Source organism: Demetria terragena DSM 11295 (assembly GCF_000376825.1).
GTDB lineage: Bacteria > Actinomycetota > Actinomycetes > Actinomycetales > Dermatophilaceae > Demetria > Demetria terragena.
The window spans coordinates 761,493-787,181 of sequence record NZ_AQXW01000004.1; the positions used below are offsets into that span (position 1 = coordinate 761,493).

Here is a 25,689-nt window from a genome sequence, read left to right on the forward strand (position 1 = left end):
CCGCTACCTCACCACACCGTCGAAGGTCACGATGGGGCCATCGAATGTGGAAAGTTCTACCGTCAGCGGAGCACCGGGCTCATAGCCGAACGCAAGGTCGAACGACAGTTTCCTTCCCGGGAGGACAGTTCTGTCAGGCGTGCCGACGCTGTCGTCGAACACGGGCTCGGTGGCCCGATCGCCGGATGTCCCCGCGGCGGTCAACTCACTCGAATCGAACGGCTCGTTGGCGTCATTGACCAGGGTGAGGGTGACTTTCACATACTTTTTCCAGCCACCTTCAGTTATGGCGTATTCGTTCGGTGTCCAGGGCTGCGGTACTCCAGACACAATCTTCCGCTTAGTCGGTGAGGTGTAGGTCTTTCCCCAGGCCACCGTCCCCGCTTCCTCCGCAGGCTCATCCTCTGGTGCGACGTCTGGATCTGACTCTGGTTCTTCTGCGGCGGGTTCTTCTGCGGCGGGCTTTTCTGCGGCGGGTTCTGACGACTCTGATGACGAGCGCGGCACGTCCTGCTCGTCTACTGCAGTCTCCTGGACCGCTGAGCCTCCATCATTCGTCGTCGTCCCCTCAGAACATGCCGACAGCAGAAGTCCCGTGCCAAGCACCAATGCCAATGTCTTGTTGTTCATGTGTTCCCCTGCCAATCTCCCCCGGGCTATGTGCCAGCCCAACTCTGGGCCGGTGCAGATAAGGTACCCGCCCGTAGCCGCTGTCCAGCCAGAACGGAGCAGGTTAATCACGGCCCCGCGGCGTCTCCCAGTACGCCGCGTTGGACGGCGCCTGATGACGACTGTGATGCCAATTGGTGTCACCTGGTGACATCAACGGGCACCGCTGTCGGCCCGGTACTCCGATTACACGTCCGGAACTCGTTCGGCGCCACCTGAAGTTGGCTTCGAACGACTGGCGCAATGTCTCGGCTGGCCCACGCTCTCATCGCGTCTGGCGGCGGCTGTACTGGCACTACCTGGAGAGGTCTGGCTACCGCGGTCCTACTCCGCTGCGGCTTCCTTGTCAGAGTCGCGGCTTTGAAACTTCACCAAGGTGAGCGAGAGCATCCGTGCCACGACCAGACCGATGTAGAACATGCCCGCCATCTGCTCGAGCATGACCACCGATCGCGCGTGCGCACCCACCGGCGAGATGTCAGAGAGGCCAGTTCCCGTCATCGTCGTGAAAGACAGGAAGAGCATCTCCATCCACTCCAGATCGCCCTCCCCGGTCGCGGCGAACTGGTCTGCACCCCAGATCCCTTGGACGACGCCATACAGGTGAGCGAACGCCCACGCCAACACGGTGAACGTCGATGCGGTCGCATACATCTCGTCGGCCGTGACGTTCCGGTCGGCGAACATGTACCGAATCAGGGCGTACCCGAGATAGAGGAAGAAGACCGCATGGGTGAGGTCTGACGCCAAGAGCAACCCGTGGCTGTCTGGAAAGATCAGCGTCAGCACGGTCAGCACGGCTGCCGGCGCACCGCACGCCATCGATATCCATGACAGCGCAGGCGTCGGGCGTACCGCTGCCACCGCCAGGAACAGCACGACCAGTTGCACCAGGGAGAACGCCATTCGCCCGACGCCAGAATCGGTGAATGGGTAGATCAGGATCCCGAAAATCTGCGCACTCAACAGCAGCAGATTGGGATAGACCCCAAATGGATACCAGACCCGCTGCCGCACCGACTCCGACACAGACTCGGTGGTCATCGGCCGTTCTCGGTCAAGCTCCAAGCATCTTCGTCGGATCCTTCGGCAGTGTCGTGACCATCGTGGTAGTCGACCGGGGACGGCTCTGGCTCCGACGGCACGTCCTCACCGCGCAGCAGCGCCAGCGTGGCCGGCAGGTCATCCGGCTTAACCAGCACGTCGCGGGCCTTCGAGCCCTCCGACGGGCCGACGACTCCACGCGACTCCAACAGATCCATCAGGCGCCCGGCCTTGGCGAAGCCGACGCGCAACTTGCGTTGCAACATCGACGTCGACCCAAACTGCGTGGTGACGATCAACTCGGTGGCCTGCAGCAGTACGTCGAGGTCATCGCCGATGTCTTCGTCAATCTCCTTCTTCGGCGCCGCCACCGCGACGTCCTCCCGATATGAAGGCTTGAGCTGGCCGCGTACGTGCGCCACGACCTGCTCGATTTCAGACTCAGTGACCCAGGCACCCTGCACCCGCATGGTCTTGGAGGCGCCCATCGGCAAGAAGAGCGCGTCACCCTGACCGATCAACTTCTCGGCACCCGGCTGGTCGAGCACCACCCGGCTATCGGCTAGCGAAGACGTGGCGAACGCCATCCGGCTGGGCACATTGGCCTTGATCAGACCAGTGACGACATCGACCGACGGCCGCTGGGTGGCCAGCACGAGGTGGATACCCGCGGCGCGAGCCAACTGCGTGATGCGGACGATGGATTCCTCGACATCGCGCGGAGCAACCATCATCAGGTCAGCGAGCTCGTCGACGATGACCAGCAGGTACGGGTACGGCTCCATGACCCGCTCTGAGCCCGGCGGCGGGGTCACCTTGCCAGCGCGTACGCCCTTGTTGAACTCGTCGATGTGCTTGTAGCCGAAGGCCGCGAGGTCGTCATAGCGGGTGTCCATCTCGCGGACGACCCACTGCAGCGCCTCAGCCGCCTTCTTGGGGCTGGTGATGATCGGGGTGATCAGGTGCGGAATGCCTTCGTAGGCCGTCAACTCGACCCGCTTGGGGTCAACCAGCACCATGCGCACCTCATCGGGCGTGGACCGCATGAGGATCGAAGTGATCATCGAGTTGACGAAGCTGGACTTACCCGCGCCGGTCGCTCCTGCCACCAGAAGGTGCGGCATCTTGGCGAGGTTGGCGATGACATACCCGCCTTCGACGTCCTTGCCAACGCCCATCACCATCGGGTGCTGGGTGCCGCGGGCCGCCTGGCTGCGCAGCACATCGCCCAGGCTGACGTTCTCGCGGTCGCTGTTGGGAATCTCGATACCGATCGCCTTCTTGCCCGGGATGGGCGAGAGGATGCGTACGTCGGCAGAGGCCACGGCATAGGCGATGTTCTTGGAGAGCGCGGTGACCTTCTCCACCTTGGTGCCGCCACCGAGTTCGACCTCGTAGCGCGTGACGGTCGGGCCGCGCGTGAAGCCCGTGACATGGGCGTCGACGTTGAAGGAGTCGAGGGTGTCGGTCAGCGCCTCGACCACCCGGTCGTTTGCCGTTGAGCGCGACTTGTGCGGCGTCCCGGGCTCAAGGACCGAGTTGTCCGGGAGGGTGTATGTCACGTCCCCGGCGAGCGCGAGTTGCTCCACCCGCTGCGGAAGCGGCTGGGTCGGTGGTGCTTCTGGCGCAGTCGTGTCGGGCACGGGCTTGGCTGTGGGCAACTTGGCCGCGGGAGCCCGCTTGGCGCGCTCCAGAGCCTCAGCCGCGGCGGCGCCGTCGGTGATCGCACCGTGGTCAGCACTCGGTTCAGCGGCCTCCGGCCCTTGCTCCGGCGCCTTCTCCCCCGGACGCAACACCCTTCCACCCTTGGTGCGGCGCGGCGCGACGATCGCGGCCTGCTCGAACGGCTCGTCGCCGACCCGGCCCTCGGTCTCGTCGTCGGCCTTTGCCTTGGCCCGCGAGCCGCGGCGCTTCTTCTTGCCGTCGATGTCGGTGCCGTGTCGATCTGCGGCGACGGCGTCCTGGTCTTCTTCGTCGTCTTCCACCTCCGCGGTACCGCCGTAAAAGATGCGGTCACTCAGGTCGCGCAGCCGCTCGCCAATGAGGTGGACAGGAGTCGCCGTCACGACCAACAGTCCGAAGAATCCGACGATCAGCAGGATGGCCACGCTTCCGATGGTGCGTACGGCTGCCTCCAGCGGACTGGATGCCAAGAACCCGATGATTCCGCCCGCGGCGCGCATCGCTTCAGAGCCATCGGTGGGAGACGGAAGGCCGTCAGAAAGGTGGGCGAGGCCCGTCGCTGACACGCCGAGCAGCGCAAGCCCGATGACGATCCGGTTGGTTGGTTGGTGGCCGCGCGGCGAGCGCAGCATGTGCACGCCGAGCAACAACAACACGAGCGGCAACACGAGCGCGACTCGGCCGAAAGTCCCTGCCGACACTGCGTGGATGACGTCGCCGGCAAGGCCGGTCAGGCCCCACCATTCGCGCGCTGCGACGACGATCGACAACGAGACCAGAAGAAATCCGACGCCATCGCGGCGGTGTTCCGGGTCAAGGTCTCGTGCAGAGGTTCCGACTCGGCGCGCGGCTCCCCCGGCCACATGAGCCACACCCATCCAGGTACTGCGCGCGGCGCGCAACGGGAAGGGCGTACCTCCACCCGCGGCCGTGCTGCGGCCACGCGTCGATGCCGCCGCCTTCTTCTTGGCCGGCGGGCGGGACGAGGACCGCGACGAGGGTCGGCTTGATGACCCTCGCGCAGTGGAGGCGCGCTGAGATGACGCGGACTGACGGGTTGCCACGTCTAGCAGACTAACCGCTCGTCACACCCGCACCACGTGTCACACGCCGCAGGTCATCCGATCCGTATCCGAGCCCAGACGGCCGCGTGATCACTCTGGGGAACGTCAAACTGGCCAGCGTCGACGACCTGCCCGTGGCGTACGAGCACATGGTCCAGCGCCACGAACGGCACCATGGTGTGCTCTTTGGGCCAGGTTCGGACCCACCCCTGCCCTGCGGCCCGCTGGGCGTCGGTGAAATCGCTGGTCAGACTTCGAAGGCCTGGATGAGCCTGCGAGGCGTTGAAATCCCCGGCCATCACGATCGGCTCATCCTCGGGTTGGTTCTTGGCCCAGGCCTCAAGATCGGCCAGATGCTTACGCCACGCCTGGCTCAGACCACGGCCGGGCGGATAGGTGTGGACGCCCCGCAGGAGATAACTGCCATCAGCCCGATGTACGCGGACGACCGGCTGGTGGAAGCTCCCCCGCGCCACCCCAGACTCGACCTGGGTGAGTCGGTGCGCACTCCAGATCATCGTGCCCTCAGCGGTCTCACCCGGTGAGCCGATGCGATGAGGAAGCTCGGCATCCAGGCCCGCGGCTCGCAGACCGGCGACGGCGCGTGGCGTCACCTCGGTGAGGACCACCGTGGTGGCGCCGAGCCTGCGCACCTGCTCGATCACGGCACGCGGATCACCCTCGCCAAACTCCAGATTCGACGCGAGGACGACCTCGTCTCCCTGCCGTGCCGCAACGGTGTCGGAACCAAGGGCGGCGACCGTCGTACCCATGGGCATCAGGACGATGAGCACCGCGATCCCCGCGATTCGCCACTGGCGCGTGAGGAGCATGATCAGCAACCAGAGGAGCGCGGCGGTTCCCAAGATCGGAAACGCCGCCTGGACCACCGGCACCGGCCAGCGTGGAAGGTCCCACCACCGCATGGACAGCAGAACGCCCAGCGCCAGCGTGAGCAGGCCGAGCCCGATCTCCACCGGCGCACGTGCCCGCCGAAGCTCATCTTTCTCGTCCATGATCGGACCCTAAGTCGAACCGCGCCAGATTCCCGAAGCTGTATGCGACCGGCGTCGGCTCCCCATTTCGCGCCAGCTCCCGGTTCGGTCAGACCATCCGTGAGGTTGAGCGCACGGATGGTCTGACCGAACTCCAAAAAACGGTGGGGCGACAACCTCAGGCGTCAATGACGATCGGGATGATCATCGGCCGACGACGCAACTTGCCGCCAACAAAGCCACCCACGGTGCGACGCACGATCTGCTGCAACTGGTGAGCATCGGTGCCGCCCTTGCGGCTGGCTTCATCGAGCGCTTCCTCCAGTTTGGGCAGCACCCGCTCGAACACCTGCTCGTCCTCCGCGAAGCCGCGGGTACGGATGTCGGGCTTTGCCGTGACTTTCCCCGTGGCTGCATCGCGTACGACGATGATGGTGACGAAACCCTCGTCGCGCAGGATGCGCCGGTCCTTCAGCAGGGTCTCATCGGTGGCGCCGACCAGCGAACCGTCAACGTAGACGTAGCCACAGGGCACCGCACCCACGATCGAGGCCTTGCCGTCGACCAAATCGACGACCACTCCGTCTTCGGCAATCACGACATTGTCGGCAGGTACGCCGGTCTTGATCGCCAGGTCGGCATTCGCCTTCATGTGCCGCCACTCGCCGTGGATCGGCATGACGTTGCGCGGCCGAACAACGTTGTAGCAGTAGAGCAATTCACCCGCGCTGGCGTGACCAGAGACGTGAACCAAGGCATTGCCCTTGTGTACGACGTCGGCACCCAAGCGCATCAACCCGTTGATCACGCGATAGACCGCGTTCTCATTTCCAGGAATGAGCGAACTCGCCATGAGCACCGTATCGCCGGCGCCTACGTCGATCTTGTGGTCACGGTTCGCCATCCGGGACAGTGCCGCCATCGGCTCGCCCTGCGAACCGGTACAAATCAGCACGACCTGATCGTCGGGGAAGTTGTCGAGCTTCTTGGCGTCGACCAGCACCCCATCCGGGATCTTCAAGTAGCCCAGGTCCTGCGCGATCGTCATGTTGCGGACCATTGAGCGCCCGACCATCGCGACCTTGCGGTCGAACTCCCATGCCGTGTCCAGCACCTGCTGCACCCGGTGGATGTGGGAGGAGAAGCACGCAACGATGATCCGACGCCGCGCCTTTTCGAAGACTTGCTCGATCGAGGGCAGGATGTCCCGCTCAGGCGTGGTGAAGCCTGGCACCTCAGCGTTGGTGGAGTCGGTGAGGAACAGGTCGACGCCTTCCTCACCCACTCGAGCGAACGCGCGCAGGTCGGTGATGCGGCCGTCCAGCGGCAACTGATCCATCTTGAAGTCGCCGGTGCACAGCAGGGTGCCGCCGGGCGTCCGGATGAAGACTGCGAGCGCGTCCGGGATGGAGTGGTTGACCGCAATGAACTCGCAGTCGAACGGTCCCAGTGCCTCGCGGGAACCCTCGGCCACGTTCATCGTGAGCGGCTTGATCCGGTGCTCTTTGAGCTTGGCCTCGATGAGGGCGAGCGTGAGCGTGGAGCCGATCAGCGGGATATCGGGCTTGCGGCGCAACAGATAGGGAACCGCGCCGATGTGGTCCTCGTGGCCGTGCGTCAACACGATGGCGTCGATGTCATCCAGGCGGTCTTCGATGTACTCAAAGTCCGGGAGGATCAGGTCCACGCCGGGGTGATCGTCGGGAAAGAGCACACCACAGTCGACAATGAGCAGCCGACCTTCGTGCTCGATCACGGTCATATTGCGTCCGACCTCGCCGAGCCCACCGAGGGCGACGATGCGGACACCGCCCTTGGCCAGGGCGGGCGGGTCGCTCAACTCGGGGTGCGGATGACTCATGCAATACCTGCTTTCGCCAGGGCCGTACGGACCCGGTCACGATGGTCGTCGGGTGCCGGCAGCAATGGCAGCCGGCAGAAGTCTGAATCGATCACGCCAAGAAGCTTCATCGCAGCCTTCGCCTGGATGGCGCCCTGGCTGGTGTGCATGATCGCGTCCACGACCGGGATCAACCGGGTATGGATTTCGCGGGCTGTTGCCAAGTCACCGGCGTCGACCGCGCGGATCATCGCGGCGTACTGCTCCCCCGCGACGTGCCCCACCACAGAGACCACCCCGGCTGCCCCGAACGCAAGGTGTGCCAGGTTGACGACGTCGTCGCCAGAGAACCACAGCAGGTCGGTCTCGGCCATCAACCTACTGGCTTCGAAGAAGTCACCCTTGGCGTCCTTGACAGCCAGGATCTCTGGAATCTCCGCGAGCCGGCGAATCGTGTCGGTGGAGAGCGCCAGCCCGGTGCGTCCCGGAATGTCATAGGCCATGGCCGGTAGGCCCGTGGCCGAGGCCACCGCGCGGTAGTGCGCGACGACGCCGTCCGGCGTCGGCTTGTTGTAGTACGGAGTCACGATGAGAGCCGCGTGGGCCCCCCTCTTCGCCATCTCCTGGGCGGCCCGAACCGAGTGCGCGGTGTCATTGGTCCCGACGCCGGCGATCACGCTGACCCGATCGCCGACAGCGTCGACGACCGCTTTGACCGTGGCGTAGTTCTCTTCATCCGTCGTCGTCGCCGACTCGCCGGTGGTGCCGTTGATCACCAGGCCGTCGTGGCCGTGATCAGCAAGATGGGAGGCCAGTCGCTGGACGCCGTCGTAGTCGACTTCGCCGTCGTCGCGCATCGGCGTCACCATGGCCGTGATGACGCGGCCAAACGGGTTTGTGGTCATGGTCGCCAAGGCTAGCCTCCGCCGCACACCGCCATGTGATGGGTTCGGTCAACGCACACGGCTTAGATGTGATGCAGGTCACAAACAAGGGTTGTAACAAAGTTCAACCATCCCGCGATGTCTCCAGTGATCGCGGCGTCACCCGGACCCCCGAGCGGGTGACGCCGCGATTTTCTATGTCCGCACGCGCCCAGTCGGCAGGCGTGTCAGTGCGGCCCTCTAGTCTCGTCGCATGCAGCAGTACCACGACCTTCTGCGCCATGTCCTGGCCGACGGCATCCGCAAAGACGACCGCACCGGAACCGGAACCCTGTCGGTGTTCGGTCATCAGATGCGTTTCGACCTGTCGGCAGGATTCCCCGTCATGACGACCAAAAAGTTGCACCTGCGGTCCATCTTCGGTGAACTGCTGTGGTTTCTCCGCGGCGACACCAACGTCGAGTGGTTGCACGACCGACGGATCTCCATTTGGGATGAGTGGGCCGATGAGAACGGCGACCTCGGGCCGGTTTACGGCCATCAGTGGCGATCCTGGCCCACCCCGGAGGGTGGCACTGTCGACCAGATCGCCCGACTCGTGGACGGCATCCGCGCCAATCCCGACTCACGCCGACACATTGTCTCCGCGTGGAATGTCGCCGACGTCGACGATATGGCTTTGCCGCCCTGTCACACGATGTTTCAGTTCTACGTGAGCCCCGAAACCGACTCCTCCCCAGCCCGGCTGTCTTGCCAGCTCTACCAGCGGTCCGCCGACATCTTTCTTGGCGTGCCGTTCAACATCGCTTCCTATGCCCTGCTCACCGCGATGGTGGCTCAGGTGACCGATCTTGCGCCGGGAGATTTCGTTCACACCCTCGGCGATGCCCACCTCTATCTCAATCACCTCGACCAAGCCAACGAGCAACTAACCCGGACGCCCAAGACGCTGCCGACACTGCGCCTCAACCCTGACGTCCGAGAGATCGACGCCTTCGAGTTGGAAGACATCAGCCTCGAGGGCTACGTCGCCGACCCAAGCATCAAGGCGCCGATCGCCGTATGACCGGGCCTGCACGCGATCGGGAGCCTCGCGTCCCGTTAGTCCCGGCCTCCTATCTCATCCTCACCCGGGAGAACGACGGCCAGCGCGAGGTGCTGCTGCAGTTGCGTCAGGGCACCGGGTTCATGGACGGCTGGTGGGCCTGCGGCGCCGCGGGGCACGTGGAGGCAGGCGAATCCGCAACGGCGGCAGTCATCGGTGAGGCGCTGGAGGAACTCGGAATTCAGATCACGGCCGACGCCCTCACCCCGATCACCACTCTGCAGCGCCACAGCCTGACCGGTTCGCCCGTCGAGCAGCGCGCCGACATTTTCTTCGCCTGCGAGCACTGGCTCGGAGAGCCAGGCATCATGGAGCCGGCCAAAAGCGCTGCCCTCCAATGGTTTCCGTTCAATCAACTACCCGAGCGATTAGTGCCCCACGAGCGACAGGTGCTCGAGGCCTACACGCGTGGCAAGGTCCCGGCCTACCTCCAGCGCGGCTTTGACCAAAGCCTCACCCTCGTCGCGGCACTCGGCCGCAACCGAGTCATTGGTGCCGACGGCACGATGCCCTGGCACCTCCCCGAAGACCTCCAGCACTTCAAGCAGACCACCCTCGGCGGCACCATGATCATGGGCCGATCGACCTGGGACGCGATCGGCCGCGCGCTGCCGGGGCGGTCCACCATCGTGCTCACCCGCGAACGCAACTGGCAGGCCGACGGTGCGCTGGTCGCCCATTCACTGGCCGAGGCGCTGACCTGCGCTCCCGACACCGAGATCTTCGTCGTTGGAGGTGGCCAGATCTATCGCGAGGCCCTCCCCCTGGCGACCCGATTGGTGCTGACCGAGATCGACGCCGAGCCGCCAGGAGACACCACCTTCCCGGAGGTAGACCCCGCGAATTGGCATGAGGCCGAACGCATCCCACGCGATGGGTTCGCCTTCGTCACCTACCTGCAGTCCTGAGGGGTCCCGAACGCCACCAGGTGGTGCCACAGATATTTCAGCTCCTGCAGCGCACGGGTCGCATCGCCGTAAGCCTCCCACCCGGAGCCACTTGAACGGACGATCTCGGCGGCGGCCCGGCCAATCAACTCAGCGTCAAGGCGTTGCCCGGTGCGAGCGAGTCGACGGTGGATGTCCATGGCCAGCAGTGGCGAGGTCCAGGTACGAAACGTTGGGTCCAGGAAGTCTGCGTCCACTTCTCGAGCCGGAGCCCACACGAGTTCTACGTCGTGACGGCGAGCCACGGCCTCGCCGAGGCCACCAATCTCGGTGTCCCGAAATGAGCCATCAAGCACCAGAGCCTGCACGTCCCGATCGAGACGCACGGTGGAGTGGATTTGTGCCTCAACATAAACGTCGAGCAGCTGCTCAGGCGGACGCGGCTCGGCGCGCAACTCGGTCCAGGCCTCGTCGCGAGCGGCCATGAGGACCGCGCCGAGGTTTCCCCAGGTGCCATACGCGGTGGGCTCGGTGGCGCTGTCGCCCCAGGTGAATGTCGCTCGGTCCCGCAGATGGGGGCGCAGGATGAGATGGCTGGAACCAAAGCGTGGACAGCCGCCCCACGGATCAAGCGTCAGGCTCAGTGCTCCATAGCGAGGTCGCTCACCGGCAGCGGCGTGATCGTAGGCACCGCCGAACATCATGTGTTCCCAACGGGATCGGGCGCCGCCCATGACTTCGTCGAGCCCACCAGCGGAGATTCCTGTTTCGAACTGAGTACGCACCTCTCCATCGTCGAGCAATGCCGCCAAGGTCGCGCGCCCGTCGCTCGCAATGCGGTCTGGGTGCAGATTGATCGTGAGCCGGGCAGTCTCCGGCGCATCACCACGCGAGGACTGTGCACGCACATAAGCCAGCGCCGCGTCCTGTGCGCGAGTCATGGCCGACCGGATCCTGATTCAGGCGTCGTAGTCGAGGGTGACCGTGTCCGTCACCGGGTGCGACTGGCAGGCCAGCACAATGCCCGCTGCGACCTCTTCGGGCTCGAGCGCGTAGTTGCGGTCCATAGTCACCTCGCCGTCAACGACGCGCGCCCGACAGGTTCCGCAGACACCGCCGGTACACGAGAAAGGTGCATCCGGGCGTTCGCGAAGAGTCGCGGCGAGAACCGTTTCGGTCTTGGTTGGCATCGGCACCTGCGTGGTGCGGCCGTCCAGGTTGATCGTCACGACGGCCTCGGGCGGCGCGCTCAGGTCCGCGGCGATGACCGGCGGAGGCGTGGGCTTGCCATCGTCGTCGACGTGGAAAATCTCGTGATGAACGTGCTCATGGGCTACTCCGCGCTGCTCCAGAAAGCCCTGTGCGTCCTCGACCATCCCGAACGGCCCACAGAGATACCACTCGGCCACGGAGTCGACCGGGACCAACGCACCGGTGATGCGCTCTAGTCGGGCGGCGTCGATGCGGCCGGTGAACAGTTCGACGTCCCGCGGCTCTCGCGACAGCACGTGGATCAGGTGGAATCGTCCTGGATAGGCGTTCTTGAGATCTTCCAGTTCCTCCAAGAACATCACGGAGTCAGTTCGACGATTACCGAAGATTAGCGTCGCCCTCGATTGAGGCTCCTCCTCCAGCACCGTGCGGAGCAGCGAAAGCACCGGAGTGATCCCGGTGCCGGCGGCAACCGCGACGTGATGGCGGCGAGCGTCGACGTCTGTGGGACAGGTAAAGGTCCCGAGGGGTGACATCACCTCGACCGTGTCGCCCACTTCAAGGGTGTCGTGCACCCAGGTCGACATGGCGCCGCCAAGCACTTTGCCGACTCCGACCCGAACCACACCTCGCTCCCGGGCTTCCTTACGGGACAGGCAAATTGAGTACGACCGTCGCTCTTCTTGGCCATTGATCGTCGCCTTAAGGGTGAGATGCTGCCCGGGTTCAAAGGCGAACGTTTCGGCAAGCCCTGGTGGCACAGCGAAGGTGACCGCAACGGCGTCGTCGGTCAAAGTCTGCTTGTCCGCCACGACAAGTTCGTGGAATCGGGGACGGGTTCGTTTCGGCACGGAGGTCAGGAGCGACATTTAGATGGCCTTGAATTCTTCGAAGGGCTCGCGACAGGCAAGACAGCGACGAAGCGCCTTGCAAGACGTGCCACTAAATCGGGACAACTCCTCCGTTGCCGCGCTGCCACACTGTGGGCATTCCACCTGACGGATCGTCAACGACAAGCCCACCGACTGCTGAGGACGCTGACCGGGAGGCGCAATCCCGAAGTGCCGCAGCGCTTCTCGGCCTTCCTCGGTCATCCAGTCAGTCGTCCATTCCGGGGTGAGCTGATGGGTCACTACCGCCGTGAGGTGGTGCGTACGGGCCACATGAGCGATTCGATCGCGGATAGCTTCCATCGCCGGACAGCCGGAATAGGTCGGCGTGATGACGACCTGCAGTTCGTCGCCGACCACTTCGGCCGAGCGCAGGATTCCCAGGTCGGCGATCGTGATGACGGGAACCTCGGGATCGGGGATCTGTGCGACCTCCGCCACGATCTCCGATGCCATCTCACATCTGGTCACTGTGGTCACCACGTGGCTCCCGGGTGGGAACGGGCAATGTGCTGCATCTCCGCGAGCAAGTAGCCCATCACTGACGAATGCACGCCGTCCCGGCCGCCCCGGGACCGCCAGCGGGGCGTCTCAGGCACCGTCAGGGTTGCCTTCCCGATCAGATCATTGACTTCGCTCACGACCGCTTCGCGCAGCGACGAGGGCAGGACGCCAGCACCCGACTCGCTCGCCGCGACCGACACTGCGTCGTCATCGAAAATCTCTGCTACATAAGGCGATACGGCTTGTATGGATGCCTGCATCCGCCGGTGGGATTCGTCAGTTCCGTCGCCCAAGCGCAGTACCCATTGCCGGGCGTGATCCCGGTGGTAGGTGACCTCCTTCAGGGCCTTACGCGCCACACCGGCAATGACCTGGTCGGTCGATGAGGTCAGCGCGGCATATAGGTGACATTGGTAGGTCGAGAAGGTCAGCAGTCGAGCCATCTCGAAGCCGAAACCTTGCGCATCACCGGCAATCTCAAACTGGTCCTGCTCGACCAGATGTAGATTCCGGAACTGTCGTTCGTCGCGGAAGTAGGCGAGGTCGTCCTCAGAGCGCTGGGTGCCATCAAGTTCACCGGACCGGGTCAGCAGGGCGCGCGCCTGACCGAGCAAGTCGAGGCCGATGTTCCCCAATGCCATGTCTTCCTCGATCTGAGGTGCTCGCGAGATCCATCCGCCGAGTCGTTGAGCGTAGATGAGCGCGTCATCACCCAAGTTCAGGCAGTAATGGGCGTGGGTCTCGACAGGCTCGACAGGCTCGACCGGCGTTGGCGGCTCGACCGGCGTTGGCGGCTCAACCGGCGTGGTCACAGGTACTCCACGTCATCAGGGACGTCATAGAACGTCGGGTGCCGATAGACCTTGTCGGCGGCCGGGTCGAAGAACGAGTCGCGTTCGTCAGGGCTGCTGGCGGTGATCGATTCGGCCGGGATGACCCAGATCGAGACGCCCTCTTGGCGACGGGTGTAGACATCGCGAGCGTTGCGGAGCGCCATCTGCGCATCAGGTGCGTGCAGCGATCCGGCGTGGACATGTGACAGACCGCGCTTGGCGCGAACAAACACCTCCCAGAGGGGCCAGCTCTGCTCACTCACGCCGCACTCTCCTGCAGTTTGTGTTGCTTGGTGGCGTAGGCCGTCGCGGCCTCACGAACCCAACTGCCGTCCTCGTGCGCACGCACTCGATGCTCCAGTCGCTGACTGTTACAGGGACCGTCGCCCTTGAGGATCCGCCAGAACTCGTCCCAGTCGATATCGCCGAAATCCCAGTGACCGCGCTCTTCGTTCCACCGCAGATCAGGGTCGGGCAGCGCGAGGCCGAGTTTCTGTGCCTGCGGAACCATCATGTCGATGAACCGTTGACGCAGGTCGTCATTGCTAAATCTCTTGATCCCCCAGGCCATCGACTGTGCCGTATGCCCACCGCTGGCGGCCTCGCCGGTGTCGGGTGGGCCAAACATCATCAACGCGGGCCACCACCACCGATTCGCGGCGTCCTGGGCCATTTCTCGCTGGGCATCCGTACCCCGGGCGAGGGTCCACAAGATCTCAAAGCCCTGCCGCTGGTGGAAGGATTCTTCCTTGCAGACACGCACCATCGCGCGAGCGTAAGGGCCATAAGAACAACGGCACAGCGGTACCTGATTCATGATCGCGGCGCCGTCGACGAGCCACCCGATGGCACCGGCGTCGGCCCAGGTCGCGGTGGGATAGTTAAAGATCGATGAGTATTTCTGGCGGCCGCTATGCAACTTGTCGAGCAGCTCGCTGCGGTCAACGCCGAGAGTTTCTGCCGCGCTGTAGAGGTAGAGCCCGTGGCCCGCTTCGTCCTGCACCTTGGCCATGAGAATCGCCTTGCGACGCAGCGAGGGCGCCCTACTGATCCAGTTGCCTTCCGGCTGCATGCCGATGATCTCCGAATGGGCATGCTGGGCAATTTGACGGATCAGGGTTTGCCGATATTCCTCGGGCATCTCATCACGTGGCTCAATGCGCTGCTCGGCGGCGATCAGCGCATCAAACGAGCCCGCATCGGCGGGCGTACTACGACGTCCGAGGTCTTGCTCCTCCGGCGCCATGGTCTCCGCCGCGTTGAGTGGCTCGTCAGGGTCCACGAAGTCGTTACCGTACATATCCCCATCATGGTGCTTGTTACAGATTTTTGCAAGGTGACACACAAAGTGTCATAGCCGATAGCGATTGCCAGAATGCGGGAGTGACGACTTCCCCCACGCCTGATGTCGCCGTACGCACCGCTCGGGCCGCCGACGCCGACGGAATGGGCGCCGTGCAAGCCCACGCCTGGCGGGATGGACTAGCCGACACACTGCCAGCCCCGGTCCTCGAACAATTCGACGCGACGACCTTCGCCGAGACCTGGCGATCCTCCCTGACCGAGCCGCCAACACCTACACATCGCGCGCTGGTGGCGACCGACGCGGGCACGATCGTCGGGCTCACCGCCGTTGGCCCCACGGACGAGCCGACGGTTGGCGAACTGCTCCTGCTCTGCGTCTCCCCCGAGTCTCGGCGCATCGGCCATGGTTCTCGCCTGCTCAACGCGGCCGTGGATACCTTGCGCGCCAACGACTTTCGTGAATTGGTGTGCTGGGTTCCCCTCCCGGACGAGGCCACCCAAGCCTTCATCCGCGAGGCCGGGCTTGCACCCGATGGGGCCTACCGCGACCGGGTGATCGACGACTCATTGACCCTGCGGGAGATCCGTTTGGGTGCGACGATCGACTCGTGAGCGATACACACCAGTCGCCCCACGCCACCCCAGACCGGCGACGTGCGGTCTGGCGCCAGGGTCTATCGGTCGCCATCGCCACGGGTGCGTACGGCATCAGTTTTGGCGCACTCGGCATCGCCTCCGGGCTCGACATCCCGCAAACCCTGGTGCTGTCCTTGCTGCTGTTCAGTGGTGGGTCGCAGTTCGCACTCGCCGGAGTCCTGGGTGCCGGCGGGACAGGGGTTGCAGCTGTCGCCACCTCGAGTCTGCTCGGAATCCGCAACGGGCTGTACGGACTTCAAGTCAGCCGTCTGCTCGCCGCCCGCGGTTGGCGACGGCTGCTCGCCGCACACCTGACCATCGACGAATCCACGGCAGTCGCCATCGGTCAGCCCGAACGCGAGATGTCTCGGCTGGGGTTCTGGGTGACCGGCGGCGGGGTGTTCATCGGCTGGAATCTCACCACGCTTGCGGGGGCCCTGCTGGGGTCGACATTGGGTGAGCCAGAGGCGTACGGGCTCGATGCAGCCGCGGTCGCGGCATTCTGCGCGTTGCTGTGGCCCCGACTCAGCGACACCACGACGCGTTTGGTCGCGGTGGCCGCCGCCGGAATCGCCTTAGGGCTCTCTCCCGCAACCCCCGCCGGCGTACCCGTGCTGGCCGGGGCGATGGCCGCTCTGGTCGTCGGAGCAATCCCGCGGCGCTCTCGGCCATCGAATGCCGCAGGTGCGGCATGAGCACCTGGACCACGGTCCTACTCGCCTGCGGATTGGCCTACGCACTCAAGCTGGCGGGATTCCTGGTGCCCGCGAACCTGCTCGATGGCCCGGTCATTTCCCGGATGGTGCGACTGCTTCCCGTGGCCCTTCTTGCGGCCCTCATCGCCGTCCAGGCGTTCGCTGGCGACGGGGGCGCGCTCGTCGTCGATGCGCGGGCCGCGGGCCTCGGCGTCGCGATCATCGCACTCGCCCTGCGGGCGCCCTTCCTGATCGTTGTCATTGCGGCAGCGGCCACGGCAGCCGCATTGCGCGCCTTCGGGATCGGTTGAGCCAGAACGCTACTCGGCGGCGTTGGGCCTTGAAGGATTTGCCGAACGATCCTGGAGCGTTGGCATCCTGCCGTACGCCGACCGGATATGGGATTCCACCAACTCCGCAGCCCCGGCTGCGTCTCCGGCTTCCATGGCAGCCAGGATCGCGTGATGTTCTTGCCGTAGCAGCGCCCGCACCACAGTCCAGTCCTCTAGACCTTGCAGGCCGCGCTGAATGGGCAGTTTCATCGACTCACGGATCGCGATGGTCAGGTCGGTGACGAGTCGATTCTGACCAAGCTCGGCAAGCGCCACATGGAATTCGGTGTCGCGCGCATTGAACTCGGCAATTGAAAGGTTGTCGTCGTCCATCGCCTCGACGATCTCCCGCAGACCAGGGAGTTCACCCACCTCGACCTCAGCACAGCCAAGTTGGGCAGATAGCCGCTCGAGGCTGACCCGCACCTCCGTGACATCGGCCGCTGGAAAGTTGCCGAGCGCCACATGCAGCCGAAGCAGCCTGGTCAGCGCAAAGTCCGGGACCCCGGTAATGGTCGTCCCGCCCGCGGCACCTGCCCCCACGCTGCTGCGCACGACGCCAGACGCCTGCAACGTGCGGACCGCCTCGCGCACTGCCGAGCGCCCAACACCCAACTGCGCGGCCAGGTCTCGCTCGGCTGGGAGGAGGTCGCCGACCGCCAGTTCACCATCAAGGATGCGCTGCTCGACCCACTCCACGACCAACTCCCAGGCGCGCGGGGCCCGCCGTGCGGAGTTCTCATCGAGCGGGGCTGGCGTCGGGCTCACGCACTGAGGGTAAAGGCACATGAAGCACTACGCCTCCCTTGACGACTCCACTCACGACTCATATGGTGTGCGTCACACCTAATGGTCTGACCTTTCTGCCCCGGAGTCACCATGACGACGTCATACCGTCCCGACCTTGCGCCCATCGGCGATTCGCTCATGCTGTCGGCCCTGATCGCCACGCTGCCCTTGCTCACCATCTTCATCACCCTCGGCGCCTTGCGCTGGAAGGCGCACTGGTCGGGGGTCGCGGCGCTCGTCGTGGCGCTGGTCGTCGCCGTCCTGCCCTTCGGTATGCCGCTCGACCTCGCGCTGCTCAGCGGCACCCAAGGGGCGGTGTTCGGACTCTTCCCCATCATGTGGATCGTTTTCTGCGCGATCGTGCTTTACCAGGTCACGGTTGTCAGCGGCCGATTTGAGGATCTGCGCGCAACGTTCCACCTCATTTCGGACGACCCGCGCATCCAAGCGATCATCATTGCGTTCTGCTTCGGAGGACTGCTCGAGGCCCTCGCGGGATTCGGTGCACCGGTTGCTATCACCGGCGTCATGCTTATGGCGCTCGGCTTTGCCCCGCTGCGCGCCGCTGCCGTCGTCCTGCTCGCCAACACCGCGCCCGTGGCCTTTGGCGCGGTCGGCACACCCATCATCACCGCGGGCAAACTGACCGGAATCCCCTATGACGAGATCGGCGCGTACGTCGGCCACCAGACGCCGCTCATCGCGGCCATCGTGCCGCTCATGCTGGTCTTCCTCGTCGATGGCTGGCGCGGTGTCAAACAGACGTGGCCCGTCGCACTTGCGGTCGGTCTCACCTTCGCCGTCGCGCAGTGGTTCGCGGCGACATACCTCACCGTGGAACTCACCGACATCGTGGCCTCGCTTGCAGGCCTCGCAGCGGCCGTCCTGCTCCTGCGGTTCTGGCAGCCCACAGGCAAGGAAGAAGCGCACGCCAAGTTGAGTAAGGAACGGGAGAAGGAATTCGCCAACACCGACGGCTCCTCCGCAGGTACCGCAGGATCTTCCCACTCCACGGTCCTGGAGATGGACGAGCGAGCTGCCGACCTGACACAGCGGCGTATCTGGATGGCACTGCTGCCTTATCTTCTGGTCATCGCGGTGTTTGCCAGCGCCAAGCTGATCACGCCCGTCACGGACCTGCTCGCCAGCACCGACATCAAGATTGCCTGGCCAGGACTTGACGGCGAAGTCCTCACGCAGAGCGGCGAGGTCAGCACCGCCACCATTTACACCTTCCAGTGGCTGTCCTCGCCGGGCAGCCTGCTGCTGATCTGCTCGCTTGTCGTCGCCATGATCTACCGCGTCTCGCTCGGTTCGTGGGCGAAGGAATTCGCCGACAGCGCAGTCAAATTGCGCTTCGCGTTCCTGACGGTGGCCTCAGTCTTGGCCCTGGCCTATGTCATGAACCTCTCCGGTCAGACCATCACCATCGGCACCTGGATCGCCGGCACGGGCGCGGCGTTCGCCTTCCTGTCACCCATCCTGGGCTGGCTGGGGACGGCCGTCACCGGATCCGACACCAGCGCCAACGCTCTCTTCGCCACTCTGCAACAAACAGCAGCTGAAAAGGCAGGGCTAGACCCGACCCTGCTCGTCGCAAGCAACACCAGCGGTGGTGTTGTCGGCAAAATGATCAGCCCGCAGAACCTCACTATTGCCGCGACCTCGGTCGGCCTCCTGGGACGAGAATCCGACATCTTCCGGCGGGTGGTGCTGTGGAGTGTCGCCCTCGTCATCGTCATGTGCCTGCTGGTCGGACTGCAAAGCACGGTCCTGTCCTGGATGCTGCCGTGACCGCTTCGAGCGCCGTCGCGGTGCAACGGGTGGCCCTGTTCGCGACCTGCTTCAACGACACGATGTTTCCGGAGGCACCTAAGGCCACCGTGCGGCTGTTGGAGCGCCTTGGCATCTCGGTGGAGTTCCCACTGGAGCAGACCTGCTGTGGGCAGATGTTCACCAACACCGGCTACGCCGATGAGGCCATCCCGTTGGTGCGCTCCTTCGTGAAGACCTTCGGTCCCTACGACGCCATCGTGGCGCCGTCCGGGTCGTGCGTCGGGTCCGTGCGAGAGCAGTACGCCTCCCTCGCCACGCGTGCCGGCGACGCCGGGCTCAGCCGCGACGTCGACCAGCTCGCGCCACGGGTGTACGAGCTTTCTGAGTTCCTCGTCAATGTCCTCGGGCGCACCGATGTCGGCGCCTACTTCCCGCACCGGACGACCTACCACCCGACGTGTCACAGCCTGCGCATGCTGCGCGTGGGTGATCGGCCGCAACAACTTCTCTCGGCCGTTCGCGGTATCACGCTGGTCGATCTCCCCCAAGCCGCTGAGTGCTGCGGATTCGGAGGTACCTTCGCGATGAAAAATGCCGACGTCTCCGTGGCGATGGGCTCGGACAAGGTTCGTCATGTCCGCGAAACCCAGGCCGAGGTGCTCGTGGCTGGCGACAACTCCTGCCTCGCGCACATCGGTGGTCTGCTCGGCAGGCAGCGCGCGGGGGTACGCACCCTGCACCTGGCCGAAGTGCTCGCCTCGACCGAGGAGGACCCGGCGTGAGTGCCAACACACACCGGTCCAGCAGCCCGACCGCTGCCACGACCGCGACCTTCATCGGGATGCCGAAGTTCCCGTCGATGGCACGTGATGGCCTAGCCAACACTCAACAGCGTCGGAACTTGCAGCACGCCACACACACCATCCGGTCCAAACGCGCCACGGTCGTCGATGAAGTGCCCGACTGGGAAGAGCTGCGAGTGCGCGGTGCAGCCGTCAAGGACCAGGTCCTTGCCCACCTGGACGACTACCTGGTCCAGCTGGAGGCGAGCCTCACGGCAAGCGGGGCGACCGTGCACTGGGCCCGCGACGCTGACGAGGCGAATCGCATCGTGCGCGACCTCGTTCAGGCGAAGGAGGTCGATGAACTGGTCAAAGTGAAGTCGATGGCTACCCAGGAGATCGAGCTCAACGAGGCGCTCGAAGAAGTCGGTATCAGTGCGTGGGAGACCGACCTTGCCGAACTCATTGTGCAACTTGGCCACGATCGCCCCTCGCACATCTTGGTGCCAGCGATTCACCGCAATCGCAGCGAGATTCGCGACATCTTCCGCGAAGAGATGGGGGCAGTCGGCACGCCTGCCCCCGACGGGCTCACCGACGAACCGACCGATCTGGCCGAGGCCGCGCGCCGCCACCTGCGCGAGAAGTTTCTCCGGGCCAAAGTCGCGGTTTCCGGGGCGAATTTTGCCGTCGCCGATACCGGCACGCTCGTGGTCTTGGAGTCAGAGGGCAACGGCCGAATGTGCCTCACGCTCCCAGAGACACTGATCTCTGTCGTCGGCATCGAAAAGGTCGTACCAACCTGGGAGGACCTCGACGTTTTTATGCAGCTCCTCCCGCGGTCCAGCACTGGTGAACGGATGAACCCCTACACCTCGATGTGGACCGGAACCACCGAAGGAGACGGCCCGCAGGAGGTGCACGTCGTCCTGCTCGACAACGGCCGGACCTCGGTGCTGGCCGACGAGGTCGGTCGCCAGGCGCTGCGCTGCATCCGGTGTTCGGCCTGCCTCAACGTATGCCCGGTCTATGAGCGCGCGGGCGGGCACGCCTACGGATCGGTCTATCCAGGACCGATCGGCGCCATTCTCACCCCACAACTGCGCGGAACGTCCTCACCACTGGACCAATCACTGCCTTATGCCTCCAGCCTGTGCGGCGCCTGCTTCGATGTCTGCCCGGTGCGCATCCAGATCCCTGAGTTGCTGGTCCACCTGCGCACCCAGGTTGTCGACGAACATCGTGGCGGTCGACCGAGCGCCGAGGGCGTGGCGATGCGTACCGCGTCCTGGATGTTTGCTGATCATCGGCGCTACGAGAAGGCCCAGCGCGCCTCCACGATGTCGAGCAAATTGCTCGGCGAGCGGACCACCCTCGGCCGATTGCCATGGCCAGCTTCATCCTGGTCCGGGGCACGAGATGCGCCGGCTCCCCCGCGAGAAACATTCCGGCAGTGGTGGGTTCGAACACATGGATCGGAGTCCCGCTGATGACGAGCGCACGCGAGGAGATCCTCGCTCGGGTAACCAGTGCGCTTGGCACGGACCGCCAACCACCGGCCGATTTGCCTCAACGGGCTCGAGTCACCTGGGACGCAGGTCGCACCGTCGACCAATTTGTCGAGACCACGGCTGACTACCGCGCGATCGTGGAGCGCACGGTAGTGAACTCCCTCCCTCAGCACATCGCTGCGGCACTCGCGGGGGCATCAGCCGCCTCAGTCATTCGACCGGCCGGCTTGGACCCCTCCTGGCTGACTGGCTTCCCTGGCACGGTTCTGACCGACGACCACCACACGGCGTACGACCTCGACAGCATCGACGCCGTCATTACAGCGGCGGCAGTAGGCATCGCCGCGACCGGAACCGTGGTGCTCGACCACGGCCCCGATCAGGGTCGGCGAGCCATTTCGTTGGTCCCCGATGTGCATGTCTGCGTAATCCGCGCCGACCAAGTGGTGCCCGATGTCCCCGAGGCGACCGCCGCGCTACGCGAAGCGATCAACGAGCGGCGGCCACTGACCTGGATCAGCGGACCGAGCGCCACCAGCGACATCGAACTCGACCGGGTTGAAGGAGTCCACGGGCCCCGTACGTTGCACGTGATCATCGTGGATCAGGACGGGTAGCCTCCGGCCTAGGACCGCCCGTGCGGCCTACGCTGAGTGGCGTGCCAACTCTGCTGCTGCTCAACGGCCCTCCGGGTGTTGGCAAATCGACCCTCGCCGCGCAGTGGGCGGCCGCCGACCCGGCGCGTACCCACGTCGACCCAGATCAGTGGCGTGCTCGGCAGCCACTTCCGCATACCGACGAAGCACGGCTGGCGGCCCGAGAAGAGGCAGCAGCTGCGATCGACACCCACCTCGCAGCGGGCAGGACCGTTGCCATCGCGCAGTTATGCGGCCGCCCGGACTTTCCTGATCGGCTGCGCGACCTCGCCGACCAGCGCGGAGCGAACTACCTCGAAGTGATGTTGCTCGACAGCCTGACGCATCTGCAACAGCGACTGCGGCACCGACTGTCGAGCACGAGTGCCGCTCACGCGATGGCAGCACGAGAGTTAGACGATGATCTCCTGCGTGCCTACCGGGAGGCGCTCGTCAGCCGTGCCAGCGCTGACCCGACCATCATGGTGTTGGAGTGCCAGCAGGACCAGCAAGAGATCACACTGCGGGCCATCGAACACCTGACAACGGCTCATTGACGAGCCTCAGTTCACGTTCGGTCAGACCATCCGTGCGCTTTACCTCACGGGTGGTCTGACTGCACTTCGCGAGTTGGCAGGCTCTGGGTGTCCTGGTCGGCTTCCGGCTGGCTGTGGCGCCGCTCCCACCACCATCGTCCCAACTCAATGAACACCGAGACCGCGACCGCCATGGCCAGGCCGAGAATCATGCCTTTGAGCGGTTCGTCCTTAAAGGCGATGCCCCCGAGATATCCGAGCAAGCAGCCGTGTAGAGCCCACACGCTGGTGCCGAGGGCGTCGTACGCCGAGTAGGACCGCAAGGGATAGCGCGTCGCACCCATCACGAAGGTTGTCGCGATGCGACCCCATGGGATGAATCGGGCGACCACCAGGGCCATGCCGCCGCGCTTGGCAAGCAATGCCTTGGCCGTACGCACCGCTCGCCCCCGTCGCGTGGTATCCGGCCAGTGGTCGATACGGGCGGCCTGGGTTCGACCAATGAAATAGGTGACGTGATCCCCGAGCCACGCTCCGATCGCCGCCGCGAAGAATATGCCCACGATGTTCGGTGTACCTGCGGATGCTGAGTAAGCAGCCGTCAGAATGATCGGCGCTTCGCTCGGGAATAGTGGAAGAACCGAGTCGACGAAAGACATCAGTGCGAGCGCGCCGTAAATCATGGGCGACCCAATCAGGCTTTCGAGCGCACTGAGCACCTGGTCGATCACGCTTGACCTGCTTCCCCACTGCCCACACTCATGAGAATACGCTGCGCCCCCGGCCGCTTCGTGCGGGGCCGGGGGCGCGTCGGTAGGTCAGCCGTCAGCCGATTCGGATCAACTTGTGGTTCGCGAACTCATTGGCGGCGATCAGGCCCAACTCGCGAGCGGTGCCACTGCGCTTCACTCCACCAAAAGGCAATTCCGGTGAATCCGCACCGATGATGTTGACATAGACCATGCCCGCCTCGATCTGGTTGGCCACCCGGTCTGCCTGCTCTGGGTCGGTCGTATAGAGGTATGAGCCCAGGCCGTACCTCGTGTTGTTGGCCAGGGCCACCGCTTCGGCTTCGTCGGCAACTCGGAACATCATCGCCACTGGGCCGAAGAACTCCTCCTGGAAGGCTGGGTTCTCCGGGGTCACGTCAGTCAGGACCGTGGGAGCGAAGAAGGCACCATCGCGCGTGCCACCAAGCGCTACCTTCGCCCCGTTCTCGACAGCGCGGTCGAGTTGCTCCTGCAACCGATCCGCTGCCGTCAGCGAAGACAGTGGGCCAAGCTCGCAGTCGTCCTGGGTGGGGTCGCCCGCCTTCACCTCGCCCATCGCTGCGGTGAACTTCTCGACGAAGTCGTCGTAAAGATCATCGACGATGATGAACCGCTTTGCCCCGTTGCAGACCTGCCCTGCGTTATCGAGCCGACCGAAGACTGCGCCTTCGACGCACTCATCCAGGTTGTCGGTGGACAGCACGATGAACGGGTCGGATCCGCCTAGTTCGAGCGCGACCTTCTTGAGGTTGCGACCTGCCACCTCGGCCACGGCCGCACCGGCGCGCTCGGATCCAGTGACCGACACACCCTGGATGCGCGGGTCGGCAACTGCTTCGGCGATCTGGTCGTTGGTCGCTCGAATGTCGACATACGCGCCTTCTGGTACACCCGCGTCGCGGAAGATCTCGGCGATCTTGGCGGCGCTTTCTGGGCATTGCGGTGCGTGCTTGAGCAGAATCGTGTTGCCCAGCAACAGGTTTGGCGCGGCGAACCGGGTGACCTGGTAGTAGGGGAAGTTCCAAGGCATGATGCCGATGAGCACTCCGAGCGGGGCCTTACGCATCACCGCGCTACCGTCGCCCCCGAGCAACTGAATCGGGCTGTCCGCGACGATCGCGTCAATGTTGTCGGCGTAATAGCGGTAGATGTCCGCAGCGAAGTCGACTTCTTCCAACGCGCCTGCGCGTGGCTTACCCATTTCGCGGACGATGGTGTCGGCAAGGTCCTCCCGACGCTCACTGTGCAAGTCGCCGACCTTGCGGATCAACTCTGCCCGCTGCGTTGGGGTGGTTTCCCGCGCCCACGGCCCGTACGTCCCGTGGGCCAGGTCGATGGCGGCTTTCATCTCTACGTCGGTGAGCGTTGGATATGTCGCAACAGTTTCGCCAGTCGCGGGGTTGGTCACGGCATAGGTCGTCACGTTCGGCTCCCAAAGATCGAGGTCATCTGCGCTTGACGCAGGTGTCGAGATCTCGATGATAGGCACGTCCTGGGGCGAAAGAACATGGGTCCGCCACACCCGCGTGATCACTACAGATCGAGGTAATGCTCCAGGCCCACCGTGAGGCCGGGATGAGCGGCCACCCGGCGCACTCCCGTGAGCACTCCGGGCATAAAACTTGCTCGGTCAAAGCTGTCGTGTCGGATCGTCAGACCCTCACCCGGGTTGCCGAACGCGACCTCTTGATGTGCCACTCGCCCGCGAATTCGCAAGGAGTGCACCGGGATTCCGTCAATCAGGCCACCGCGGGCGCCCTCGGGGTCTGACGTTGTGGCATCCGGCACGCCCTCGAGGTCAGCCTCATCTCTGACCTGCGCGATGAGTCGGGCCGTACGCGCGGCTGTTCCCGACGGGGCATCGACCTTGTCCGGGTGATGGGTCTCGATGACCTCGACCGACTCATAGAAGGGAGCCGCCTGCCGCGCGAACGACATCATCAGCAGCGCACCGATCGCGAAGTTCGGGGCGATCAGGACGCCGACCTTCGGCTGATCGTTAAGTTGGGTATGCAGCGCCTGGAGGCGCGAGTCGTCCCATCCGGTGGTGCCAACGACCGCGTGGACTCCGCGCGAGACACAGTGCGCCACATTGCCCGGGGAACTGCCCGGCACCGTGAGGTCAACCGCTACCGCGGCTCCGGACAGATCGCCGAGTTCGTCACCGACGTCATAGCGCCCGACCAGTGCGAGATCCTCAGCCGCTTCAACGGCCTGGCACGCCTGACTTCCCATCCGCCCGGCCGCACCGATGACAGCAACCTTGATCTGCTCACTCACGACGACCACCCTACGGCGCGAGGATTCTGATG

The 25,689-nt window shown here is 64.6% G+C and carries 26 protein-coding genes; 10 read left to right on the forward strand and 16 right to left on the reverse strand.

Going from position 1 to position 25,689, the window contains the following annotated elements:
• Positions 1-3: 3 nt before the first annotated feature.
• The 6 genes from F562_RS0107735 to dapA all read right to left on the reverse strand — a co-directional run bounded on the left by F562_RS0107735 (position 4) and on the right by dapA (position 8,200).
• Positions 4-630, reverse strand: a complete 627-nt coding sequence (locus tag F562_RS0107735; protein WP_018156377.1) for a hypothetical protein — start codon at positions 628-630, stop codon at positions 4-6.
• Positions 631-993: 363 nt separating this feature from the next.
• The gene (locus tag F562_RS0107740) at positions 994-1,713 is read right to left on the reverse strand and encodes an ion channel (protein WP_018156378.1); all 720 of its coding nucleotides are present in this window, start codon (positions 1,711-1,713) and stop codon (positions 994-996) included.
• Entirely contained in the window at positions 1,710-4,274 is a 2,565-nt protein-coding gene (locus F562_RS0107745) for an FtsK/SpoIIIE family DNA translocase (RefSeq protein ID WP_018156379.1), read from the reverse strand. The genes F562_RS0107740 and F562_RS0107745 overlap by 4 nt, the downstream gene beginning before the upstream one ends.
• 239 nt (positions 4,275-4,513) lie before the next feature.
• Entirely contained in the window at positions 4,514-5,476 is a 963-nt protein-coding gene (locus tag F562_RS0107755) for an endonuclease/exonuclease/phosphatase family protein (RefSeq protein WP_018156381.1), read from the reverse strand.
• 157 nt (positions 5,477-5,633) lie between these two features.
• Positions 5,634-7,316 carry a ribonuclease J gene (locus F562_RS0107760; protein ID WP_018156382.1) on the reverse strand — a complete coding sequence of 561 codons (1,683 nt, stop codon included), beginning with the start codon at positions 7,314-7,316 and terminating at the stop codon, positions 5,634-5,636.
• On the reverse strand, positions 7,313-8,200 hold the full coding sequence (gene dapA, locus F562_RS0107765; RefSeq protein ID WP_018156383.1) for a 4-hydroxy-tetrahydrodipicolinate synthase: 888 nt from the start codon (positions 8,198-8,200) through the stop codon (positions 7,313-7,315). Before dapA ends, F562_RS0107760 begins: the two co-directional genes overlap by 4 nt.
• A gap of 232 nt (positions 8,201-8,432) precedes the next feature.
• Here dapA and F562_RS0107770 point away from each other — a divergent pair, with 232 nt between their 5' ends.
• Together F562_RS0107770 and F562_RS0107775 are read left to right on the forward strand one after the other, a co-directional pair.
• Positions 8,433-9,245: a thymidylate synthase gene (locus F562_RS0107770; protein ID WP_018156384.1), complete on the forward strand. Its 813-nt coding sequence runs from the start codon at positions 8,433-8,435 to the stop codon at positions 9,243-9,245.
• Entirely contained in the window at positions 9,242-10,192 is a 951-nt protein-coding gene (locus tag F562_RS0107775; RefSeq protein ID WP_018156385.1) for a dihydrofolate reductase, read from the forward strand. The genes F562_RS0107770 and F562_RS0107775 overlap by 4 nt, the downstream gene beginning before the upstream one ends.
• On the opposite strand, the gene F562_RS18465 is transcribed toward F562_RS0107775, so the two are convergent.
• The 6 genes from F562_RS18465 to paaA are packed head-to-tail and all read right to left on the reverse strand — an operon-like array spanning position 10,177 to position 14,910.
• On the reverse strand, positions 10,177-11,112 hold the full coding sequence (locus tag F562_RS18465; RefSeq protein WP_018156386.1) for a DUF3626 domain-containing protein: 936 nt from the start codon (positions 11,110-11,112) through the stop codon (positions 10,177-10,179). The two genes, F562_RS0107775 and F562_RS18465, sit on opposite strands and share 16 nt — an antisense overlap.
• An 18-nt stretch (positions 11,113-11,130) precedes the next feature.
• Positions 11,131-12,252, reverse strand: coding sequence for a 1,2-phenylacetyl-CoA epoxidase subunit PaaE (gene paaE, locus F562_RS0107785; RefSeq protein ID WP_018156387.1), 1,122 nt, complete (start codon positions 12,250-12,252; stop codon positions 11,131-11,133).
• Positions 12,253-12,729: a 1,2-phenylacetyl-CoA epoxidase subunit PaaD gene (paaD, locus tag F562_RS0107790; protein ID WP_018156388.1), complete on the reverse strand. Its 477-nt coding sequence runs from the start codon at positions 12,727-12,729 to the stop codon at positions 12,253-12,255.
• A gap of 20 nt (positions 12,730-12,749) precedes the next feature.
• Positions 12,750-13,589, reverse strand: a complete 840-nt coding sequence (gene paaC / locus F562_RS0107795; RefSeq protein ID WP_018156389.1) for a 1,2-phenylacetyl-CoA epoxidase subunit PaaC — start codon at positions 13,587-13,589, stop codon at positions 12,750-12,752.
• Positions 13,586-13,873 carry a 1,2-phenylacetyl-CoA epoxidase subunit PaaB gene (gene paaB / locus F562_RS0107800; protein WP_018156390.1) on the reverse strand — a complete coding sequence of 96 codons (288 nt, stop codon included), beginning with the start codon at positions 13,871-13,873 and terminating at the stop codon, positions 13,586-13,588. Before paaB ends, paaC begins: the two co-directional genes overlap by 4 nt.
• The gene (gene paaA, locus F562_RS0107805) at positions 13,870-14,910 is read right to left on the reverse strand and encodes a 1,2-phenylacetyl-CoA epoxidase subunit PaaA (RefSeq protein ID WP_018156391.1); all 1,041 of its coding nucleotides are present in this window, start codon (positions 14,908-14,910) and stop codon (positions 13,870-13,872) included. The genes paaB and paaA overlap by 4 nt, the downstream gene beginning before the upstream one ends.
• Positions 14,911-14,993: 83 nt before the next feature.
• On the opposite strand from paaA, the gene F562_RS0107810 reads away from it, so the two are divergent.
• From F562_RS0107810 to F562_RS0107820, 3 genes are read left to right on the forward strand one after another with little or no spacing between them, the layout of a single operon-like run.
• Positions 14,994-15,527: a GNAT family N-acetyltransferase gene (locus F562_RS0107810; protein ID WP_026181105.1), complete on the forward strand. Its 534-nt coding sequence runs from the start codon at positions 14,994-14,996 to the stop codon at positions 15,525-15,527.
• Positions 15,524-16,246, forward strand: coding sequence for an AzlC family ABC transporter permease (locus F562_RS18470; protein WP_018156393.1), 723 nt, complete (start codon positions 15,524-15,526; stop codon positions 16,244-16,246). Before F562_RS0107810 ends, F562_RS18470 begins: the two co-directional genes overlap by 4 nt.
• Entirely contained in the window at positions 16,243-16,557 is a 315-nt protein-coding gene (locus tag F562_RS0107820; protein WP_018156394.1) for an AzlD domain-containing protein, read from the forward strand. The genes F562_RS18470 and F562_RS0107820 overlap by 4 nt, the downstream gene beginning before the upstream one ends.
• A gap of 9 nt (positions 16,558-16,566) precedes the next feature.
• Here F562_RS0107820 and F562_RS0107825 read toward each other — a convergent pair whose 3' ends face one another.
• Positions 16,567-17,346 (reverse strand): FadR/GntR family transcriptional regulator, encoded by a 780-nt coding sequence (locus F562_RS0107825; protein ID WP_018156395.1) that lies wholly within the window; start codon positions 17,344-17,346, stop codon positions 16,567-16,569.
• Positions 17,347-17,457: 111 nt separating this feature from the next.
• Between F562_RS0107825 and F562_RS0107830 the strand changes: the two genes are divergently transcribed.
• Genes F562_RS0107830 through F562_RS20115 form a run of 5 tightly spaced genes read left to right on the forward strand, consistent with a single transcriptional unit; the run spans position 17,458 to position 22,628 of the window.
• A complete protein-coding gene (locus F562_RS0107830; RefSeq protein WP_018156396.1) occupies positions 17,458-19,161 on the forward strand; it encodes an L-lactate permease in 1,704 nt (567 codons plus the stop codon).
• Positions 19,158-19,925: a (Fe-S)-binding protein gene (locus tag F562_RS0107835; RefSeq protein ID WP_018156397.1), complete on the forward strand. Its 768-nt coding sequence runs from the start codon at positions 19,158-19,160 to the stop codon at positions 19,923-19,925. The genes F562_RS0107830 and F562_RS0107835 overlap by 4 nt, the downstream gene beginning before the upstream one ends.
• A 59-nt stretch (positions 19,926-19,984) precedes the next feature.
• Positions 19,985-21,415, forward strand: coding sequence for a LutB/LldF family L-lactate oxidation iron-sulfur protein (locus tag F562_RS0107840; RefSeq protein ID WP_083915610.1), 1,431 nt, complete (start codon positions 19,985-19,987; stop codon positions 21,413-21,415).
• Positions 21,415-22,053 carry a LutC/YkgG family protein gene (locus F562_RS0107845; RefSeq protein WP_018156399.1) on the forward strand — a complete coding sequence of 213 codons (639 nt, stop codon included), beginning with the start codon at positions 21,415-21,417 and terminating at the stop codon, positions 22,051-22,053. Before F562_RS0107840 ends, F562_RS0107845 begins: the two co-directional genes overlap by 1 nt.
• Before the next feature lie 20 nt (positions 22,054-22,073).
• A complete protein-coding gene (locus tag F562_RS20115) occupies positions 22,074-22,628 on the forward strand; it encodes an AAA family ATPase (protein WP_083915495.1) in 555 nt (184 codons plus the stop codon).
• A 44-nt stretch (positions 22,629-22,672) separates the two neighbouring features.
• Here F562_RS20115 and F562_RS18480 read toward each other — a convergent pair whose 3' ends face one another.
• The 3 genes from F562_RS18480 to dapB all read right to left on the reverse strand — a co-directional run bounded on the left by F562_RS18480 (position 22,673) and on the right by dapB (position 25,657).
• Positions 22,673-23,338, reverse strand: coding sequence for a DedA family protein (locus F562_RS18480; protein ID WP_018156401.1), 666 nt, complete (start codon positions 23,336-23,338; stop codon positions 22,673-22,675).
• 94 nt (positions 23,339-23,432) lie between these two features.
• Complete coding sequence (locus F562_RS0107860; protein WP_026181106.1) at positions 23,433-24,800, reverse strand: NAD-dependent succinate-semialdehyde dehydrogenase; 1,368 nt, start codon at positions 24,798-24,800, stop codon at positions 23,433-23,435.
• A 110-nt stretch (positions 24,801-24,910) separates the two neighbouring features.
• Positions 24,911-25,657 carry a 4-hydroxy-tetrahydrodipicolinate reductase gene (dapB, locus tag F562_RS0107865; RefSeq protein ID WP_026181107.1) on the reverse strand — a complete coding sequence of 249 codons (747 nt, stop codon included), beginning with the start codon at positions 25,655-25,657 and terminating at the stop codon, positions 24,911-24,913.
• Positions 25,658-25,689 lie beyond the last annotated feature (32 nt).

Excerpts from the sequence above, each read along its gene's own strand:
- F562_RS0107745 (WP_018156379.1), bottom strand. The coding sequence starts at position 4,274 with ATGGGTGTGGCTCATGTGGCCGGGGGAGCCGCGCGCCGAGTCGGAACC.
- F562_RS0107820 (WP_018156394.1), top strand. The coding sequence starts at position 16,243 with ATGAGCACCTGGACCACGGTCCTACTCGCCTGCGGATTGGCCTACGCA.
- F562_RS0107845 (WP_018156399.1), top strand. The coding sequence starts at position 21,415 with ATGACGAGCGCACGCGAGGAGATCCTCGCTCGGGTAACCAGTGCGCTT.
- F562_RS0107840 (WP_083915610.1), top strand. The coding sequence starts at position 19,985 with ATGCCGAAGTTCCCGTCGATGGCACGTGATGGCCTAGCCAACACTCAA.
- paaA (WP_018156391.1), bottom strand. The coding sequence starts at position 14,910 with ATGTACGGTAACGACTTCGTGGACCCTGACGAGCCACTCAACGCGGCG.
- F562_RS18465 (WP_018156386.1), bottom strand. The coding sequence starts at position 11,112 with ATGACTCGCGCACAGGACGCGGCGCTGGCTTATGTGCGTGCACAGTCC.
- F562_RS0107740 (WP_018156378.1), bottom strand. The coding sequence starts at position 1,713 with ATGACCACCGAGTCTGTGTCGGAGTCGGTGCGGCAGCGGGTCTGGTAT.
- paaE (WP_018156387.1), bottom strand. The coding sequence starts at position 12,252 with ATGTCGCTCCTGACCTCCGTGCCGAAACGAACCCGTCCCCGATTCCAC.
- F562_RS0107770 (WP_018156384.1), top strand. The coding sequence starts at position 8,433 with ATGCAGCAGTACCACGACCTTCTGCGCCATGTCCTGGCCGACGGCATC.
- F562_RS0107735 (WP_018156377.1), bottom strand. The coding sequence starts at position 630 with ATGAACAACAAGACATTGGCATTGGTGCTTGGCACGGGACTTCTGCTG.
- paaD (WP_018156388.1), bottom strand. The coding sequence starts at position 12,729 with ATGGCATCGGAGATCGTGGCGGAGGTCGCACAGATCCCCGATCCCGAG.
- F562_RS0107775 (WP_018156385.1), top strand. The coding sequence starts at position 9,242 with ATGACCGGGCCTGCACGCGATCGGGAGCCTCGCGTCCCGTTAGTCCCG.
- dapA (WP_018156383.1), bottom strand. The coding sequence starts at position 8,200 with ATGACCACAAACCCGTTTGGCCGCGTCATCACGGCCATGGTGACGCCG.
- F562_RS0107830 (WP_018156396.1), top strand. The coding sequence starts at position 17,458 with ATGACGACGTCATACCGTCCCGACCTTGCGCCCATCGGCGATTCGCTC.
- F562_RS0107760 (WP_018156382.1), bottom strand. The coding sequence starts at position 7,316 with ATGAGTCATCCGCACCCCGAGTTGAGCGACCCGCCCGCCCTGGCCAAG.
- F562_RS0107755 (WP_018156381.1), bottom strand. The coding sequence starts at position 5,476 with ATGGACGAGAAAGATGAGCTTCGGCGGGCACGTGCGCCGGTGGAGATC.